Source organism: Streptococcus sp. HMSC072C09 (assembly GCF_001813105.1).
In the GTDB taxonomy this organism is placed as follows: Bacteria; Bacillota; Bacilli; order Lactobacillales; family Streptococcaceae; genus Streptococcus.
In genome coordinates this window covers 114,278-131,790 of the sequence record NZ_KV811485.1, presented here as the reverse complement: position 1 = coordinate 131,790, position 17,513 = coordinate 114,278, and the positions used below count along the sequence as shown (strand labels likewise).

Sequence of the window (17,513 nt, the reverse complement as noted above, 5' to 3'; positions counted from 1 at the left end):
TGTCTTCCTACATTTTTCAGTATATCACAAGGAAGAATTGATCCACTTCCCATCATCAAGCCATTCCTTCTTATCAATCCACCATTTCCCCTTTTGAAATACCATTCGAAAACGATAGAGAGTTTCTAAACCAGATCGATTCTCCTTAATATACAAATAAGTTTGATTCCCGTCATACTCTTCATCGACGATGGGATGCGTTTCTAATTTATAGTCAAATGGAAATCGAACAGATAAAGATACTTCCCTTTCTCTGAGTGTTTTTTTAGATCTACAAAACTGATCAAATATAGCAGCTAATTCATCCTTCAACATCTCTTTATCGGCTTGGTTTCTTAGGCTCCTTGTGGCTTTCCTCTCCCAAGAATACATGGCCTGCATAAACTGGAGTAAGGTTTCTTTTGCTAGATTCGTATGGGTCATATTTCCTCCTACTTAAACAACGGGACTAAAGGTTCGTTTATTATGAAGACATCGGTCATAAAAAGCTGGATTAAAGGCATTTTTTACCCCTCACGCATGCAAACATGTGGTAACTCTCTTCTAAGAAGTTCCCTTTGCTTTTGATTTGTTCTTCCCGTTGTTAAAAATCGGAGATGTTTCAGACCCTTCAGGTAGCTAACTGTTGTTGCGTAGTTAAAAATAGACGTATCGACAAAATCCAAAAAACGAAGCTCACTAGAGGACTGGATAAAATCCAATTCTGGTAATTTTTTATTTGCCGTAAATGAAAGATAGAGTAACTGATTTAAATCTCTAATAAAATTTAAGTTGGGCAACTTTACACCATAATCAAAGTGCAGATAACGCATGCCTTTATGAAAAGAAATGTTCTCTATCGTTTCCAAATTTGTCATGGAAGATATCCCTAGAGCTTTCACACAATCATTCTGGGGTAAGATGATCTTTCTTACTTTTCTAGCCCCAACTATTAAAATCTTTTCTACTTGTTCATATTTTGAAAAGTCTAGCACATCAGATTTACTTCCCATCAAGTAAATCACCCTCGTATTGCTAGGTAAAGAAAGCTGGTTAAAATCTACATCTTTCAGCATATCCTCTGGGTTTTCGACAATGTACTTTTGTCTTAATAAGCGATTGATATCGATGAATTCATTATAAGTCAATTTTTCATCCAATAATGGTGCAATCTCTTCAATAGAATGCAGAGGCTCCATTGCCATTAGATTCTCTCTTTCGGAAAATCCTTTTTTAATGATCTCTAAATATTTATCTAAACTGGTCATTATTCACCTCTTTTCATGAATAAAATGCTTCGTTTTCTATTTTCAACCTAAATCATTTTACAATGACACCCTGACTAGAAGACTAAATCATCGCTTGTCGCCAAAAGGTTAAAATCATGAATCTCAAGAGTACTCTTTTCTATATAAACTTTATCCTGCTTGCTCAATCTCGATCAAAAATGACCTTGACTCTGGCTCTACCCGAAGCGTCTAGATATTGCTCTAGTTTCGTAATAGACTCCTCTGAATCAGACAATTGAACTAACAAATCCCCATTGATGGTCATGACATCCTTTGTCGGTAAAAGCATGAGATTCTCAACGCTTGGATCATTCACCATCATTAAGGAAGGGGAATAAATACAGCTTGTGGAGAGGTCTAGATTTCCAAATCGTTCCCTAGCAGAAACAAAAATAGATTCCATCCCACCTTGGGCTTTCAGAACAAATTCCCTCTCAAAAAATGCTTCAAAACTGTCATAGATCTCGATGACATCCATCGTAATCCCATCTAAATAATAAACTTGATGACTTTGAATGTTCCCATCCTTCAATCTATAAGCGAATTGATCTCCAATAGCAGACATACCAAAAAAATAGTAGTCTGATACATAATCTCTCCAGACATCTTTCCATAGCTCATCAGAATTCCAGGAATCTAGCGTAATAGCTTGAGTAGAATCCGTCCCAAACAAGCGATAATAGCCACCATAAAACTCCAAGCCATTGGTCATGGAGAGCAAATCCAGGTGAGCTTGAGGAAACTGTCTGGCTTTGAGTTTTTCTAGTTCAAGAGCTGAGGCCCCACTTTCTTGTATAATCAGATCCTCACAACATTTTAAAAAATTCTTCATTTCCATTTGCTTCTCATCTCTCCATTTTTGGCTTTAGCCAAGCATAAATTCAATAAAGTCTTTTCGATAGGCTTCAGGAAGTTGCTCCTCGATAATAGCCATGATTCCTGTTAAAAAACCTTCTTTATAGTCCGACAAGTCCTCATCAATGTAGATGTCATTCTCAAACTTGGTGATTTCTAGCTTTTTCATCTGACTATAAGTAGACAAGAAAGTAGATAAAGAGGGGCTTAAGCAATAGAGCTTAGAATTTCCAGGAATCTTGCCAAATACAGGACTAAGCTCGCTAGTTAGATCACAAAAAATTGGCTCATCCCCCATCATGTGGGCAAAAATCACATAACTCTCTTTCCAGCTAGTATCCTGCCATCCTTCTGATGCAGCTTCACATAGAGGGAGAGGAATTAGAGCAAGATCATAGGGAGCTCCTCTAAAATAAGCTTCTTCCTCAAAGCTCAAATGTTGGTAGAACTCTTTCAATTGACCAGACAAATCTGGCTTTTCGACATGGAGACAGTTACTAGTAAATACAAGCTCTCCTAAGCCCTTGTTTCTATGATAGACTTCTACAAATTCCTTCAACAAATTGAACATCATTATTAGACTCCTCTCACATTTTTGGGATTATATTTGGCTATTTTCAACTGACGATTACGTATCATTCTGACCGCTAGCGACAGCCTGAGCCCAAATTCGTTCAAATTCCTCTTGACTAATCTTGATGGAGTCTGATAGATCCAACTCATCTTTTCGACCATCATAGAGTAGAAACCCTACTTCTGGAACATAATCCTGTAGGCAAGAGGAAGCATAAGAGTGCCCATTCAAAACGTTAATTTGTCGACTTGCACGCTGACCAGTAAATTCTGTATAAATAACTCCTAGGCCTGTCATAAACTCACTATTGCCATAATAATAATATTCTTTTTCACACATTAGAATCTTCCTTTACCATTTGTCTCTCCATGAATGGCGTTCTTTCCTCTTTGCCTCTTTCATCGACTAATTCTATGTTCATTTTCAATTTGTAGAATCTACAGGCTCTTAGATTTATTCTCCAAGACTCTCACTTCTACTTTATCCTCCGCTAAATGGAGATCCAGTACTTTTTCATGATTTCGAAAGAAAAGCATCAGGTCCTTAGTAGAAAATTCAGTAAAATAAGAGGGCAAAAAGTCATCCAGAGACTCCATTTGAAACAAGACATAAATCGGTGAAAATTCCCAAAAAACTAGGATAAACTGACTACTATTGCCAACTAGACTTTGAATTGACCTACTTAAATCTTGAGTAGTGTGGGCAACAGGAAACTCATAAAAGCAAGGAAGCGGAGAGTCTATAGGATTCAACTCCCCCCAGCATACCAAGCAATTTCTTTAGGTTTATCGGTCAGAAAATGGACATCCTTTATCCCCTTCAACTGATTGATTCGTTTTTCTACTTTTAATAAAGATAATCTCTTTTTTAAGTCACTCATTGTTCTCACTCTCTCGAAAGCTACACGTCTATTCCTCTTGCTTTTAAACTTTCAATAATCCTTTTTTCTAAATGAGAAGAAAGCCAAACTATCCATTCTTCATAATCCTTGCTCTCCTCAAAAGAAATAAACTTTTCTTGACCATTCTGCCATAATCTCGGCTTTTCATGCGGTAAGGCAGGAAGAACTAACTGTATTTGAGAAAAATGAGAATCTATTTCGCAGTCATATTTCTCTTGTTGTCCGACTTTCGGCCAGCGTTTTTTATATATTCCCAGACCATTTATGGCAATTGGCGGAAATAACCTTCCTGATTGGATGATGTCCTCTATTTCAGGAGACAATCCATCGATTAAAGTAAAAACCTCTATGAGTATACCGCCACCACCTAGATCTTTGATGATTCTACAATAGGCGAATTTTTTATTTTTCCCAGAGAAATCAGATTTTTTAAATCTCTCTAAATCAGATCTATCCGATAAAAACAATGGAATTGCGAAAATTTCTCCTTCACGAACATTTGCTAATTTATTCACCATAGTTTTTGACCCTTAATCTTTTGTATTCTATTTCGTTATATGGCCATTTCCTACTATCTTGCTTACTTTCTATTGATAAGTGTTTTATGGACAATGGCTAGTTTTTTTGGGTTCATTCAGCTATTGTTTCCAGCTCTAGCTTGCTCACAACCTCATTCTCTTTATCCAACAGATATAGGAAGTTACCTTTTGCTTCCAGTTTACCAAGCTTAGCCCCATAGTCCATCTCATGAGCAGGGTAGGATTGAATCAACTGACGGATGCTCTTATCCTTTTGCTCTATCTTCCAAAACAAATCCACCTTATCCAGCTGATGCTCCACTTGAATGGAAAAGATCGTGGATTGGATCTTCTTCCTCTTCCACTCCCAGCTATTTTCATAATCGTTTTTCTCTATTTCATTGACTACATCCTCTATCAAGGAGTATGGAATAGAGAGCTCCTCAAACACGCGCTTTACTCCTTTTAACAAGGCCTCTAAGAGCAGCTTTTTCTGTTCCAATGGACTCGAGCTTTCATAATTAGAAAAATCAAATAAGACCTGAACAGTATAGACACCAAGTAGATTCATGATAGCTGGATTGCTAATCGTATCTACACATTCTACGATGATTTTCCAACAATGCTTGGTCACAACTGGTTTAAAGAGGCGCTCTACCATAGAGGTCATACATTTGGATTCATATACGAATGCTCTTCGCAGGTCTTTCCAATTCTGTCGGTAATCTTCAACTCTAGCTTCCTCGTAGGTTAGCGCAGCTAAGTCCATCAGCTCCTCAATCCTCTGTTGATTTTCCACATAGGGCTTATCTAATTCGAAATACTCTAACTTCATATTCGTGGTCTCGCAGTTTTTTTCTTGTAGAAAGGTTTAGCCTTAGGTCAAGGTATAATGTTTGTGCTCTTCCTTCACTTTTTCCCATAGTCGCGGTGTCCCTCCTAATAATGGAAGATTGTTTGATCATTCTGAATCTCCGAAAGAAATCTTTAAGTATCAATCTTCACAGGAGTAATCTCAGCAATTCTAACAAGATCAGAAGAACCCGATAACATCACATCATTTTGGTTTATAAAATTGAATTCAACCTTATTCTCTAAAAAAAGCAGTTCTAGTTGACCATTCACCTTATGAATCCCCTTAGAATAAAAATGGATTTCATCTAAATTAAAAAACTCTAAATTAATTTTTATGGCATTAAATGCACTTTTCTGCCACTTTTCAGGGAAATTAGTTGGCAAATCAAATAAATAAAAGACAAGATCTAATTTGTAATCGTAACATAACACAGTATCAAGAAAAACATTATTCAAGTCCAAATCACCATCAAATAAATGAATAATCTTTTCCCTTCCTACTGCTTTTTCAAACCATTTCACAGTATGAACTCCTTTTTAAAAATGAATATAAGTCTTCTTTTTAAGATTCATTGTTTCCCTCTTTAAGGAGATGGTAACTTCTCTCTTTAAGTAGGTCTTAGAATAGCCTAATCCTCCTGCCGTCCTTTCCTTTGGATACATCCTCAATGATTGTATTTATATGTACTTCATTAAATTGACGGGAAAAGTCTACAATTTTCTGGCGATTCTCTTCTGGATATAGATAAGATGCAGCCAAAATGAACATAAACGGAGCGATTGTTCCTCTTATATTTTCCAAATAAACATCCTTGGTGATAAAGGTCATGACCTTCTCAAAATCGTCATCTTTCAGCACAATCTTTCTAAGATAGAGTGCTGCACAAGCACCTGCAGCTTGCAATAAATTATTCGATTCCAAGGACTCATAAACAAAAGACAAGTTCTCTGTTTCTAAATTTTCTAGATAAGCAATCGCTACTGCTAAAGAGCGATAGGTTACAGGGGTTGGGATGTCTCTCAGCAGTAATGACTTGAGATAGGGGATTTCTTCTGTGCAATCCGTTGCGGCCATGGCGTAGAGCAAGTACATTTGTGATTCCCATGATTTAGGCTTTTCCATCTCCCCTTCCAAGGCCTGATGCAAGAATGGTCCATATCCTTTTAGTCTGCCTCTTAAAATTTTTTTCGCTGCCTTTTTTACCAAGGGCGTTCGTCCTGAAGTCAACTCATCTACATAGTCCATCTCAAATTCCTTTATTTCATCTGCTTGCCAGTTCTTCTTCCAAGATTCTGTTATAAACAATACTTCCGACACAGGCTTCCCAGTCTAGGTCGTCAACTTCTTCCCTAGAAAAAATCTTAGGTTCTGTCCTACCATCTAGCCAGACCTTCCCAAATTGAGTACCACTTGGGTCTCCCCATTTAAAGGCTAAATCCTTAAAAGGGCTTGGATCAAAATCCACTTGGTGACCAATTATCTGCCAAGACCATACTGGACTTCGATCAAACAAGGTGTAGGAATCTATAATGATGGGCTTACCTATAAATTGAGCACGACTTAGCTCCTCAACTGTTATAGTAGGACTTGCTTGAAAGATATCGAAAAATTGAATGACATGACCAACATTCACTTTTCCAAGAATTTGACCAAATACAAACATTTCCTCCGAAAATTGATAGCAAAAAATATCACCAATTTTAATAAATCGCATTTTTGTTCTTGGCTTTTCATTCCACTCACGAATCTTTATCTGGGGCAATTTTTTCTGCATAATTAATTTAAATCCATTCCTACTGCTCTTTATTTATGATATGAAAGAGATCATCTCTTAGAACAATTCCATCGTCTTCTATCAAATAGGCCATGTGCTCCCAGAAGGGTAATTCTTGTTCAAGGGGAGCTTCTAAGGCAAGAATTTGATGCATCAAGTTTGCTGCAATCTCTTCGACTTCATCTTGCTCAATCTCATAAAACTTTGCTTTCAAAAGAAAGATGCTTGATAGAAAGAGCGAATAAGAGGAAATAAAAGCTTGCAAGGAAGAATTGACAAAAACTCTATCTTCTTGAAAAACTTCTCTTCCTTCAGAATTGCAAAGTAAAAAGATTTGCTCCTCTTCTACTATCACAAAAAATCCTAAAAAACACTGGCCAAAAAGCCTATAGCTCTCCTGATTTTTCCTTAGTTCGACTAGTTCGTCACCTGCTTTAACAAAAGAGAATCCCATTTTCGGATAATCCTCTAAATAAGCCAAAAGGTTAAAACGGGCCTCATCCAGACGAAATGGTTTCTCCTCTGTAGGCACCGCACAAAAGCCAAGCTCCTTCACTAATTCATCGATATTGACTGTCATTTCTCTATCCGATCTCCTAGGTTCTTTTCACCCAATTTTTTTAACTTCCAAAGCTTGATAGCCGCATCTTTTCTGAGTCCCATAAAGAGGCTTGCTAAGGTTACTGCTTCCTCTTTTTTATAGACTTGAGAGCTGATACTGGACCATCCGTCTTGTAGGCATTCAATTTTTAAATAGAAATCTCGCTCTTGACCAAGTTTTCCTGTTACATCGTCTATTTCATAAGAAGCAGACAGCAAAGACACTGAGATAAAGTCTCCCGGTCTTCGATACATCCGCATAACGGCTTCTTTCTGATTGACAGAGTGGATATCCTCTTTTGTTTCAGCCCTATCACGATCTGATAAAATCACCCAATCCCTATCAACCTCTGATGAATAAAAACGCCATTCTTTCTCAACCATATCCTGCTCCATTTTCTAGTGCTTCTTTTGTTATCGACTAGACCTAGTAGTAAGCGACTTCCCCTATACCATATTCTAAAATTTCAAAACTATCGAGGGAGAATTTAAGTCCTCTACCATGCTCCGAGTCCTCTCTTAGTCCAAATTCCAAACCAAAAATCAGGTCTATGTCCGTCTGTTCAGACAAGATAAAAATGGATAGGAGTCTGGCGTGCGCTAGTTCTGGAAATTCCTCCTGAATTTTTTCCAAAGCTTTTGGATACCATACTGATGATTGATCCAGTAGATGATCGAGAATATCATAAAATAGAAAAAACTGTTCTTATTGAATTCCTCATGTAGCATAATATTCAAACTCCTCAAACAACTCAAGCATATTTATTTTCTCTATTGTTCGATACTTCTTCGGAATTTTTTTACAGTTTGTCTCAAACCATTCAAAATAAGCATTTTTCCATCTAGTAAACTGTTCCATTGCAACACGGCCTTTAGCCTTTTCTGGCACTTCCATTGCCCAAGACACATAGAGATCAAGATAAGCTGGTATTGTCATTCTATCTGGTTGCCAATCACTCAATCCTGCCTCATCTTCAAAAGCGATTTCAATGTATTCTAGCAAAGCTTCAAAATATACATCGATTGCTAGTGCAATATAGATTTTTCTTTCTGGGAAATCTAAATAAGCTAGCTGTTTAAAACCTATCTCATAACCCTTCGGAGTATTTCTAAAAAAGAAATACTTCAAAATAACATCTAAAGTTTTTGCAAGTGTTTCTGACTGAATAGTATGACCATCAACATAGTTTCTTAATAGTTCTTGCCACTCATCATTCATTTCTTGCGTAAATTTATGTTGCTCTGTGGGGAAACGTGCTAAATCAATAGCCAGAATAAACATATGTCCCAACATCTCTTCCTCTAGCAGATTTGTTAGAGCCAATTCTTCCATTTGTTTACTTATGGTTTTCAATGCTCTTGAGTAAATACAATTATGAGCAAACGTTGCACTATCATTATCAAAAGGGGATATTCCGTATTTTGCCATTTTTATTTTCCTTGAATTTCAGCTAAGACTTCTCAATAATCTTAATACCTCTATACTGCTTTTCTATTGAATTGATTTCCACAATCAGATTATCATTACAATAGAAATCAATCATCCAAACGTGTTTTCACCTTTGCCTCCATCCAATCTAATACTCTAGGATCAGACTCTTTATATTTTTTCCCATAGATAAGTGCAAAAATTTCTAGCGAATCATAAATTGGCTGTAAAGGATATTCCTCCTTATACTTCTTGCTTGGCATTTGTCTGCAATTCTCATCTCGATACATTAGGTTATAGTTTCCAACATTTCGAAGTAGTAACTGATCCTCTTCCTCAAGGATAGGCCTATAACCTAATTTTTCCCATAATCCCCATTTCATAAAATAAGTACTTGAATAAATCGCTTTTTTGTGTCAAATTCAATACTATCTATATCTATATCTTCAAGATTTATTGCTTCCTTTGATAACACATAAGCGCACAATCCTTTAGTTTCGTAACTTAAATAGATTAAATGACAAGCAAAACATGGATCCGATTGATAAGGAGGTGTTAATAGGAAAACCTCTCCTTCAGTTAATTTGATTCTTTCTTTCATCGAAGCTTCCTCTCTCAGATTTTCAATCGATAGCTTCTCACTGCTGTTTAGGATGACCTGGCCATCCTTTATGATAATCCCATCTTTCTCAACCATATCCTGCTCCATTTTCTAGTGCTTCTCTTGTCATCGACTACACCTAATAGTATGCCACTTCGCCTATACCATATTCTAAAATTTCAAAACTATTGAGGGAGAATTTAAGTCCTCTACCATGCTCCGAATCCTCTCTCAGTCCAAATTCCAAGCCGAAAATTAAGTCAACGTCACTTTGTTCAGACAAGATAAAAATGGATAGGAGTCTGGCGTGCGCTAGTTCTGGAAATTCCTCCTGAATTTTTTCCAAAGCTTTTGGATACCATACTGATGATTGATCCAGTAGATGATCGAGTTTTGCTTTATAAGACGAAGTCAACTCCTCATTGACAACCTCTAAAGAATCACTTAAAGCAAGGCAAACTTTTTCCTTTTCCTCTGGAATTGCTACATACATCTCGTTATGGATATCAAATTTATATTCTCTCATCACTATCTTTCCTCCTTTTGGATACCATTTCTCTAATCGGCCTAGCTAATCATCAAAAGGCATAAAACTATCATGCTGCTGATAATAATTCAAAGCCTCGACCAAGTCTTGGAGACTTGCATTTGGTTTTTCTTCAAGTGCGACTGCAAGAACATCAATCAACTGCTCTCCATAGTAGACTAGTTGCAGATCTTGCTCCGTCACTTCTGTCGGGTAGATATCACGGTCTTCCACGACATCCGGATAATCGGACACCCAATAGAGCCTAGCTAGTGCCAGTTCTCCATCCTCCTTGCCATAGAGGCAAAAATCATCTGATACTAATTGATCTACGCGCACCTGCTCAATTATCTGCTCTAGTGAAAGTTCTTGGTGTTTTCGCATCCCTTCTCCTTTTTCGTCTCACTCTTCAACAAAAGAGTTCAAAAATTCCTCAAAAGAAGCCCATTGACCGTAGATCTCAGCTGTTTCTTCTAGAACATAGAAATACACCATACCATAATCTTCTTTCCTTAAAGAAAGAGCATAGTTGCCAGATCCAGGATCATAGGCGAAATGGAGAAGATCTGTGGCCTTAAATTCCGCAGGAACAGCCTCATCGTCAAACCAGGTAAGAGACTTCTTCATCTCCTCAAGTGAATTAAAGGAATTGAAAGGAAAGAGATGATGTTCATCGTGGCCCCCCCTTACTTGGGGCTGACCACCGTTGTACTTGAGATAAAAATCCTTCATGGCTTCCGGCAATTTCTTTCCAAGAATCTCCTCAAATTGTAACAGGTCTTCTCTTGAAACAGCTGGATCTGTGTCTATCAATACTAGCATCTCGTCTCCTTTTGAGTCTCTCTTCCCAAAGGCTTTTTTTATTTGACCTCCATATTACAGGTCCCTTTTAGGCTATCATACCATAAGATTCCTTTTCCATAAAGCTAAAATAGAAAATGAGCCCAGTGGTTTTACTAGACTCATTTTATCCTTATTATTTTACTTTATTATTTTACTTTTTCAACCCATATTGACCGCTCAATCAACCGTCTTAGACAGAAGTCTTGCCCTTCTTCTTGAACCAGCACGTCATAACCCCTAGGATTTGAGTAACGGCTAAGGGTATAGCCCGTCTCTTCCAGAACTTCTCTCTTGAGGGTTTCTGTCAACCCCTCACCGAGTTCCTGACTACCACCCGGTAGATCAAAACGATGTTGATAGGGGCCTCTTGTTTTTTCAATACAGAGTAGTTTCCCCTCTTGAAGACAGACTCCGTATACCCCAAAGTGATGTTTGATTTTCATCAAATCCTCCTACTTTCATTCAAAGCTCAGTCGATAATTAAATCAGTATAGCTTTTCTTTTTGCAACACCATCTCTGATTGCCACTAATCATTTCTTCTCTATTGATTTAATACTTTTTCAATATCTATTTTAGTAATTTTTTTAGATACCAAAAATCCTGCAAAAACTGAAGTGAGTATACCTATTAATACCGGGAACAACAATCTGGTAAGTTCAATATCTAGTGGTAATCCACTCAAAAAGATGATCAAATAAGAAATAGCAATTCCTATCACCAATCCCACGCTTGTACCTCGTACTCCCATCATAAAGCTTTCAAATAAATATATTCTTTTTATCTGTCGATCAGATGCACCGATGATTTTAAAAGTTGCGATCTGTTTATGATTCTCCTGAATGGTAATAGCTAGAATATTGATGATATTAATAATCGCTACAATAGAGATAAGAACTATGATTAAGAGGATAAAAAGGTCGATGTAGGAAAACCATCTGGATAGCATATTGATAACATCCTGTTGTGTTGCTACAACAACATCTAATCCTGTTCCTGATAAAGATTGTTTTAAATTTTCATTTTTTAAAACAGTCTTTTCTATCTTGTTTGCTACTTCATTTAAATCGGTTCCATTTTTCACAGTAGCATTCAGATAATAAAATTTATTTGATGAAACGCTACTACTTTTTACATTGATTGCCATCATTTGATTTATTTCTGTTGGCAAGGTAGAAAATAACTGCGCTTCTTGCTTGTCTATAATGCCAGAAATTACAAACTTTACATAATGATTATCAATCTTAATAGTCACCGTATCTCCGACATTCATTGATGTAGCCTTGTGTACGGAATCTCCGATTAATATTTCATTGTCCTTCTCTGGAAATTTCCCTTCAGCAATTCTAATATTCAGGTTTTTTATATACTTTTCTTCTAGACAATGGATAGTATTGGAAACCGATGTCTTACCATTTTGGAATTTGATATCATCCGTAAATAATAGTTTTACACCAGTAATATTTTTTACTTCATCTATTTTTTTTACTCGATCAATATCTTCATTAGAAAATAAAGGCAAAGCTTTATAATTCAGAGAATTTTCTTTATTACCAAAGGCAACAGTAACAACATTTTTATTTGCTACAGTCATTTCTTTAATCATTTTATTATAGAAAGAATTAGAAATGAGCATCACTAAAACAATTAGCAAAACAGAGATCGCTATTGACAGTCGAACTAATCTATATCTTCGTTTGTTAACTTCTAAATCTCTTTTAGCAATGAATAATATGGAATGATTCATTTTATCATCTCCTTACGTACTCAATTTTGCCATCAACAACTGTGCAAATAGACTGCATACTATTCGCCACTTTATCACTATGAGTTACTGTTATAATCGTGATACCTAACTCCTCATTGATCCGCTTCAACAATTCTATTATATTTTGTTCGTTAGCAGCGTCTAAATTACCAGTAGGTTCATCTGCTATCAATATTTCTGGATTATTAATAAGAGCTCTTGCCAAGGCAACTCTTTGTTTTTCACCTCCACTAATCTTATCAATACTCTTGCTTAACATTTCCTTTGAAAGACCTAAAGTGTTACAAATTTCGTTAATGTTATTCTCTCCATTTTCAAAAAAATATCTTGGAAGTAGAATATTCTCTTTCACCGTGAAACCTGAAATCAAATTAAAGTTTTGGAAGACACAGCCAATATTCCTACGCCTTACCTTACTCAAATTTTTCATATCTAAAATGGAACTACCACAGACTAAGATATCCCCCTCATTTAAACTGGTAATCCCTAATATTAATTTAACAAGAGTAGTTTTTCCTAATCCAGAACGGCCAACTATTGCAGTCGTGCTACCTTTTTTAAATTCAAAATTACAATTTTTGAAAATGTATCTGACATTCGATCCATCACTAAAACATTTAGTAACATTCACTAATTTAATCATGATTTCACCTTTATTCCATAATGACTTAGCAAATCAATTGTACTATTCGTTTCTTCTAAAACAATCTCTTAAGGTTTCAGGTAGCCCATTCAAAAAGTTCTTCTGAACTTACCCTCAGTTATCTTCATAATTGTTATTATCCCTGTCTTTTTTTGGTGAAATAGGCTAGATCTCCATCGTGACCAATCATAAAGAAATCTGATTCATCCTGATCACTCTGGTAGGTTTAATTTCGTTCAGTAAGATCTTCTTTAGCATAGAGGTAAATACCTGTCTCTCCACTGTCCTAACTTAATTGTTCACCTAGGTTTGATCCTCTTTCAGTAAGGAAAAAACAATTACATTTTTTAGCAAGATTTCAACTCTTGCTTTTTCATCCTCCTACTTCAAACTCCAACCACCATCAATCGTCAGGATTTGTCCTTGCATGGCAGATGCCTTCCCGCTAGCCAAAAAGAGGCTGACTTCTGCTACTTCCTCTGGCTCAATCCAGCGCTTGATCGGTGTCTCACTGGCTACCCAGTCAGCTAATCCACCTGGTTCAAAGTCCGCTGCGGTCATGCCTGTTTTGACGGCTCCTGGCGCGATGCCAAAGACCTGAATACCAGCTTCTGCATAATCCAGGGCCAACTGTTTAGTAAATCCTGCTAAGGCATGCTTGGACGAGGTATAAGCGTGACCGCCTCCTCCTGCCAGGCTAGAAGCAATGGAGCACATATTGATAATGATACCTTGCTTCTTCTTCAACATTTGAGTCAGATAATGCCGCGTCAGCTCAACCGGAGTCACATAGTTGATCTCAAAGATCTCCTGAATCTCCTGAGTACTTTGTTCCAGAAGCGGCTTGTAATCATCCAAAACTCCAGCTGTATTGCACAAGACATCTACCTCGGGACACCAGTCAAAAATCGGCGTCAAATCCAGGGTTAAGTCCCGTTGCAAGAAATGGAAATCACCTGCTAACTGGGGATCCGCTCCCTGATCCACCCCATAGACCTGGTAGCCCTTTTCTAGAAAGAGGCGAGCTTGAGCCAAACCAATCCCGGAACTCACGCCTGTAATCAAGACCCTTTTAGTCATGGACTTCCACCCAATCTGTCGCTAAGACATCACAAGGGGTTGGACTCCACATGGAGAAACCTTCGCCTTCACCAGAGACGTTGATGAGGAAATAAGGTGTCACTTCCAGAGTCGCCCCATCTTGCTCAATGGTATCAAACAATTGGACATAGTTTTCTGCTCCACCCCAGCCTGTACGTACATATTTTTTCTTAGCCTTTAAGCCTGGTAAAATCTCTTCAAATGTCATGTTTTTCTCCTTTGTTATCTAGTTAACTTTCTCCCTTTATTATATCAAAAAAAGAGCTTTCCCTATACAAAAAGCCAGAGTTCTTCTACTCTAGCTTTTATGTTTTATTGATTTTCTTCTGAATGGCGATACCCATAACCGAAATAAATTCCAACTCCGATCAGGAGAGCAACTCCGAAGGCCAGCCAGGTCGATAGGGAATACTGGGTCATAAAGGACAGACAGACCACAATCGATAGGATTGGCAAGACCGGAACCAAGGGTGTTTTAAATTCACCTGGTCCAGGTGCCCCGTGTTCCTTGCGCAATTTCAAGAGAGCAAAGGCCAACATAACCAGGTAAGCCAAGGTACAGATATTTAAGAAGGAAGCGATACTTGCAAGTGGAAAGATTCCACCAGCAATGGCTGCCATCGATCCAGCTACTAGTGTAGCATTTTTTGGAATTTTAGTTTTGGAATCGAGCTGTTTCATAGCTTTTGGTAAGAGACCATCCCGCGCCAAACTGTAAATCATCCGTGAAAGGGCAAAGGTCATCGAAATGCAGACGGTAATCAAGGTCAAAATAGCCACTAAGGATACATAATTTCCAGCCCAACCAGCTCCGACCTGACGAAGGGCAAAGGCAACCGCGTCTTCTACATTTAAGTTCTTAAAAGGAACCATACCAGTCAAAACCAGGGTGACCAAGATATAAAGAACAGTTGTGATCAAAAGACTGAGGACAATCCCACGAGGGACGTTCTTTTGTGGTTCCTTGATTTCGTCGACCGCCATTGAAATGGACTCAAAACCAAGAAAGGCAAAGAACATGAGCGAAGCTCCAGACATAATCCCTGTTTGACCACCATAGATTTCGCCAAATCCATAAGGAGCAAAGTTTGCCCAGTTGCCAGGATTTATGTGAAAAATCCCAACAAGAATAAACAAGGCAAGAGCTGAAAACTTGAGTAAGACCAGCAAGGAATTAAAACGTAAGACCGCTTTTGCATTCATAAGGACTAAGGCAGTGACGAGGACCATGACCAAAATAGGCAAGAGATCCACATAAGTTCCCTTAGCTGGATCAAAAGTCCCGTTTAAAGCCGTCGGCAGGCTCCAGCCAAGATTGGCCAACAAACCCTTGAAATAAGCAGCCCAACCTGAAGCCACCCCTGATACGGCTGTCATAAATTCCATCACGGTCAACCAACCTGCAATCCAGGCGGGAAACTCTCCAAAGATAGCATAGAGGTAACTATAGGCTCCACCGGTTGAAGGGATGCGAGACGCAAATTCAGCAAAGAAAAGGGCAGATAAGCCAACGCAAAAAGCCGCAATCACAATCGAAATGATCAAGGCTGGACCAGCTAAATTCGCGGCTGCAGTCCCTGTAATCGTGAAGATCCCTGTCCCCACCATGGCACCAATTCCTAAAATAATCAAATCCCATAAACGTAAATGGCGATTTAGACCCGGGTGTACTTGCCCAAGTCCCTTTTTTCGAAATAAATTCATATCTATTCTCCCATCTAATGAGTTTATTCTATCATACTTGAACAAGAAAGAGAGTGGGACAGAAATCGGTAATTCGTCAGAATTCGATTTCGTCGTCCCACCTCCGCACAGTTGAGTAGGGCTGTAAAAGCTGATGAAATCAGCGTAGTAGAGCCCACTCAACCACTGCGTCTTGCTCGACAATCCAAAAACAATTGAGTGGCTAGGACTTTTGTCCCAGCCCCCCATTTCTTTCTATTTATCACTTTCCGTCCTATTCTTTTTCAAAGCACGAATCGTAAACCAATAATAAATAACCAACCCAAAGACGATGATCACTGTGGGCAGAAGAACCGTCATACCAAGATTCTGAACTCCTTGTGCCAAGGTCCAGCGATGTAAGAATCCAACCACTAAAAAGGCGACGATCGGAAAGATGAAAGCTCGTCCAAACTCTTCTTTCCATTGCCAAAGAATGAGAGCTCCGCTAGACCCTGTCATGAGAAGAGCATCCCAAGGACTAGGGACTACAAACCATGCAAGAGCTGGCAAGAAACGGACCCCCACTATTTCACCAACAAAATAGAATCCTAGAACTAGAACAAATGCTACATAAATTGCTTTTTTCGCTTTTTCTTCCGCAAAAATGAGGCGACGAAGGAGATAGAAGATTATCCCAACAGCTAGGAGTCCCAAAATGATGTCGGTTAAATAGACTAGTGGCTTGAGCACAAGGACCGCTTGAGAAGCAAAATCACTTAGGAGGCGATAAAAAATCACAATACCTGAAAAGATAGCCCCATATTTCAAAACAGACCGTGTCGATTCTTTGGGCATATTTTCGATGATTTGGTCTGCCATTCCCTTTGGATCAAGGCCAAAATAATCCTTTGCCGTGAGGCCATCCGCTCCTGCTTGCGAAAAGTCAAGTGCTAGTTTATAGACCTGCTCTCTTAAGGCTTTCTCCTCATATAAGAAACCTGCAAGATTGAAATAATCCCAGAGATCTTGGAAATAGGCTTGGTCCTCCTGGCTAAAGGTTTGCATCAAGGCCTGCGTTTCTTCAAAATAAATAGCTGATGTCATTCTTCTCCCTCCTTCTTGATACGTTCTACTTTTGTGACTAGCTCCTGCCACTGGTCCCAAAATTCCTCTAAGCGCTCTCTTCCAGCATCACTGAGTGAAAAATACTTACGATCGGGACCATCTGGAGACGGCCTCATTTCCCCATGAATAATTCCTTGTTTTTCTAATTTTTGAAGCAGGGGATAAATGGTCCCGGCGACAATCTTATCAAATCCCATCTCTTTGAGACTTTGGATCAATTCATAGCCATAGATAGCCTTTTTAGAAATAATCTCTAGAACACAGCCCTCCAAGACTCCCTTTAGCAATTGGGACTCTTTCATCCGTCTCACCTCTTTCTTCCTCTACTAGTTGGTTTTACATACTAGTCTCTTCACTATCAGTATACTCCTTTCCAACTAGTATGTAAAGCATAATAGTAGTTTTTTTAAAAAATTTTTATTCCTCAAAAAACGCTTAAAATCAAGGGTTTTAGGCATTCAGTTGTGT

Annotated in this window: 26 protein-coding genes and 1 pseudogene; all 27 read right to left on the bottom strand. The window is 38.2% G+C overall.

All coding sequences use genetic code 11. The features are described from left to right. Positions 1-24: 24 nt before the first annotated feature. Complete coding sequence (locus HMPREF2893_RS00720; RefSeq protein WP_023917568.1) at positions 25-423, bottom strand: NTF2 fold immunity protein; 399 nt, start codon at positions 421-423, stop codon at positions 25-27. An 83-nt stretch (positions 424-506) separates the two neighbouring features. Further along, positions 507-1,247 carry a hypothetical protein gene (locus tag HMPREF2893_RS00715; protein WP_023917566.1) on the bottom strand — a complete coding sequence of 247 codons (741 nt, stop codon included), beginning with the start codon at positions 1,245-1,247 and terminating at the stop codon, positions 507-509. 163 nt (positions 1,248-1,410) lie between these two features. Then, complete coding sequence (locus HMPREF2893_RS00710) at positions 1,411-2,100, bottom strand: SMI1/KNR4 family protein (RefSeq protein ID WP_230514270.1); 690 nt, start codon at positions 2,098-2,100, stop codon at positions 1,411-1,413. A 33-nt stretch (positions 2,101-2,133) separates the two neighbouring features. Then, complete coding sequence (locus HMPREF2893_RS00705) at positions 2,134-2,697, bottom strand: hypothetical protein (RefSeq protein ID WP_023917561.1); 564 nt, start codon at positions 2,695-2,697, stop codon at positions 2,134-2,136. Between the two features lie 54 nt (positions 2,698-2,751). Then, the gene (locus tag HMPREF2893_RS00700; protein WP_023917559.1) at positions 2,752-3,036 is read right to left on the bottom strand and encodes a hypothetical protein; all 285 of its coding nucleotides are present in this window, start codon (positions 3,034-3,036) and stop codon (positions 2,752-2,754) included. 409 nt (positions 3,037-3,445) lie between these two features. Further along, positions 3,446-3,577 carry a hypothetical protein gene (locus tag HMPREF2893_RS11135; RefSeq protein WP_261674159.1) on the bottom strand — a complete coding sequence of 44 codons (132 nt, stop codon included), beginning with the start codon at positions 3,575-3,577 and terminating at the stop codon, positions 3,446-3,448. A gap of 20 nt (positions 3,578-3,597) precedes the next feature. Next, positions 3,598-4,116: an Imm26 family immunity protein gene (locus tag HMPREF2893_RS00690; protein ID WP_070673812.1), complete on the bottom strand. Its 519-nt coding sequence runs from the start codon at positions 4,114-4,116 to the stop codon at positions 3,598-3,600. Between the two features lie 112 nt (positions 4,117-4,228). Then, positions 4,229-4,951, bottom strand: coding sequence for a hypothetical protein (locus HMPREF2893_RS00685; RefSeq protein WP_070673811.1), 723 nt, complete (start codon positions 4,949-4,951; stop codon positions 4,229-4,231). A 152-nt stretch (positions 4,952-5,103) separates the two neighbouring features. Next, positions 5,104-5,493, bottom strand: coding sequence for an Imm50 family immunity protein (locus HMPREF2893_RS00680; RefSeq protein ID WP_049491591.1), 390 nt, complete (start codon positions 5,491-5,493; stop codon positions 5,104-5,106). A 97-nt stretch (positions 5,494-5,590) separates the two neighbouring features. Then, complete coding sequence (locus HMPREF2893_RS00675) at positions 5,591-6,217, bottom strand: hypothetical protein (protein ID WP_049491589.1); 627 nt, start codon at positions 6,215-6,217, stop codon at positions 5,591-5,593. 16 nt (positions 6,218-6,233) lie between these two features. Further along, complete coding sequence (locus tag HMPREF2893_RS00670; RefSeq protein ID WP_070673810.1) at positions 6,234-6,746, bottom strand: Imm26 family immunity protein; 513 nt, start codon at positions 6,744-6,746, stop codon at positions 6,234-6,236. A gap of 19 nt (positions 6,747-6,765) precedes the next feature. Further along, complete coding sequence (locus HMPREF2893_RS00665) at positions 6,766-7,326, bottom strand: SUKH-4 family immunity protein (RefSeq protein WP_070673809.1); 561 nt, start codon at positions 7,324-7,326, stop codon at positions 6,766-6,768. Continuing rightward, positions 7,323-7,730, bottom strand: coding sequence for a hypothetical protein (locus HMPREF2893_RS00660; RefSeq protein WP_070673808.1), 408 nt, complete (start codon positions 7,728-7,730; stop codon positions 7,323-7,325). The genes HMPREF2893_RS00665 and HMPREF2893_RS00660 overlap by 4 nt, the downstream gene beginning before the upstream one ends. Positions 7,731-8,064: 334 nt before the next feature. Next, complete coding sequence (locus HMPREF2893_RS00655; protein WP_070673807.1) at positions 8,065-8,775, bottom strand: hypothetical protein; 711 nt, start codon at positions 8,773-8,775, stop codon at positions 8,065-8,067. Positions 8,776-8,882: 107 nt separating this feature from the next. After that, a complete protein-coding gene (locus tag HMPREF2893_RS00650; RefSeq protein ID WP_070673806.1) occupies positions 8,883-9,158 on the bottom strand; it encodes a hypothetical protein in 276 nt (91 codons plus the stop codon). Continuing rightward, a complete protein-coding gene (locus tag HMPREF2893_RS00645) occupies positions 9,155-9,472 on the bottom strand; it encodes a hypothetical protein (RefSeq protein ID WP_070673805.1) in 318 nt (105 codons plus the stop codon). Before HMPREF2893_RS00645 ends, HMPREF2893_RS00650 begins: the two co-directional genes overlap by 4 nt. Before the next feature lie 43 nt (positions 9,473-9,515). Continuing rightward, entirely contained in the window at positions 9,516-9,902 is a 387-nt protein-coding gene (locus tag HMPREF2893_RS00640) for a hypothetical protein (protein WP_070673804.1), read from the bottom strand. A gap of 45 nt (positions 9,903-9,947) precedes the next feature. Beyond that, positions 9,948-10,286: a DUF7716 domain-containing protein gene (locus HMPREF2893_RS00635; RefSeq protein ID WP_070673803.1), complete on the bottom strand. Its 339-nt coding sequence runs from the start codon at positions 10,284-10,286 to the stop codon at positions 9,948-9,950. Between the two features lie 18 nt (positions 10,287-10,304). Beyond that, positions 10,305-10,724: an SMI1/KNR4 family protein gene (locus HMPREF2893_RS00630; RefSeq protein ID WP_070673802.1), complete on the bottom strand. Its 420-nt coding sequence runs from the start codon at positions 10,722-10,724 to the stop codon at positions 10,305-10,307. 200 nt (positions 10,725-10,924) lie between these two features. Next, positions 10,925-11,188: pseudogene (locus tag HMPREF2893_RS00625) on the bottom strand (NUDIX domain-containing protein); the annotation flags it as partial. Positions 11,189-11,287: 99 nt separating this feature from the next. Beyond that, the gene (locus HMPREF2893_RS00620; protein ID WP_070673800.1) at positions 11,288-12,490 is read right to left on the bottom strand and encodes an ABC transporter permease; all 1,203 of its coding nucleotides are present in this window, start codon (positions 12,488-12,490) and stop codon (positions 11,288-11,290) included. A 4-nt stretch (positions 12,491-12,494) separates the two neighbouring features. Continuing rightward, positions 12,495-13,154 (bottom strand): ABC transporter ATP-binding protein, encoded by a 660-nt coding sequence (locus tag HMPREF2893_RS00615; RefSeq protein WP_049486387.1) that lies wholly within the window; start codon positions 13,152-13,154, stop codon positions 12,495-12,497. Between the two features lie 381 nt (positions 13,155-13,535). Continuing rightward, the gene (locus HMPREF2893_RS00610; RefSeq protein ID WP_070673799.1) at positions 13,536-14,234 is read right to left on the bottom strand and encodes a 3-oxoacyl-ACP reductase; all 699 of its coding nucleotides are present in this window, start codon (positions 14,232-14,234) and stop codon (positions 13,536-13,538) included. After that, complete coding sequence (locus HMPREF2893_RS00605; RefSeq protein ID WP_070673798.1) at positions 14,227-14,463, bottom strand: DUF2829 domain-containing protein; 237 nt, start codon at positions 14,461-14,463, stop codon at positions 14,227-14,229. Before HMPREF2893_RS00605 ends, HMPREF2893_RS00610 begins: the two co-directional genes overlap by 8 nt. Positions 14,464-14,567: 104 nt before the next feature. After that, on the bottom strand, positions 14,568-15,959 hold the full coding sequence (locus HMPREF2893_RS00600; RefSeq protein ID WP_070673797.1) for an APC family permease: 1,392 nt from the start codon (positions 15,957-15,959) through the stop codon (positions 14,568-14,570). A 234-nt stretch (positions 15,960-16,193) separates the two neighbouring features. Further along, on the bottom strand, positions 16,194-17,024 hold the full coding sequence (locus tag HMPREF2893_RS00595; protein WP_070673796.1) for a hypothetical protein: 831 nt from the start codon (positions 17,022-17,024) through the stop codon (positions 16,194-16,196). Further along, positions 17,021-17,347, bottom strand: coding sequence for a PadR family transcriptional regulator (locus tag HMPREF2893_RS00590; protein WP_070673795.1), 327 nt, complete (start codon positions 17,345-17,347; stop codon positions 17,021-17,023). The genes HMPREF2893_RS00595 and HMPREF2893_RS00590 overlap by 4 nt, the downstream gene beginning before the upstream one ends. Positions 17,348-17,513 lie beyond the last annotated feature (166 nt).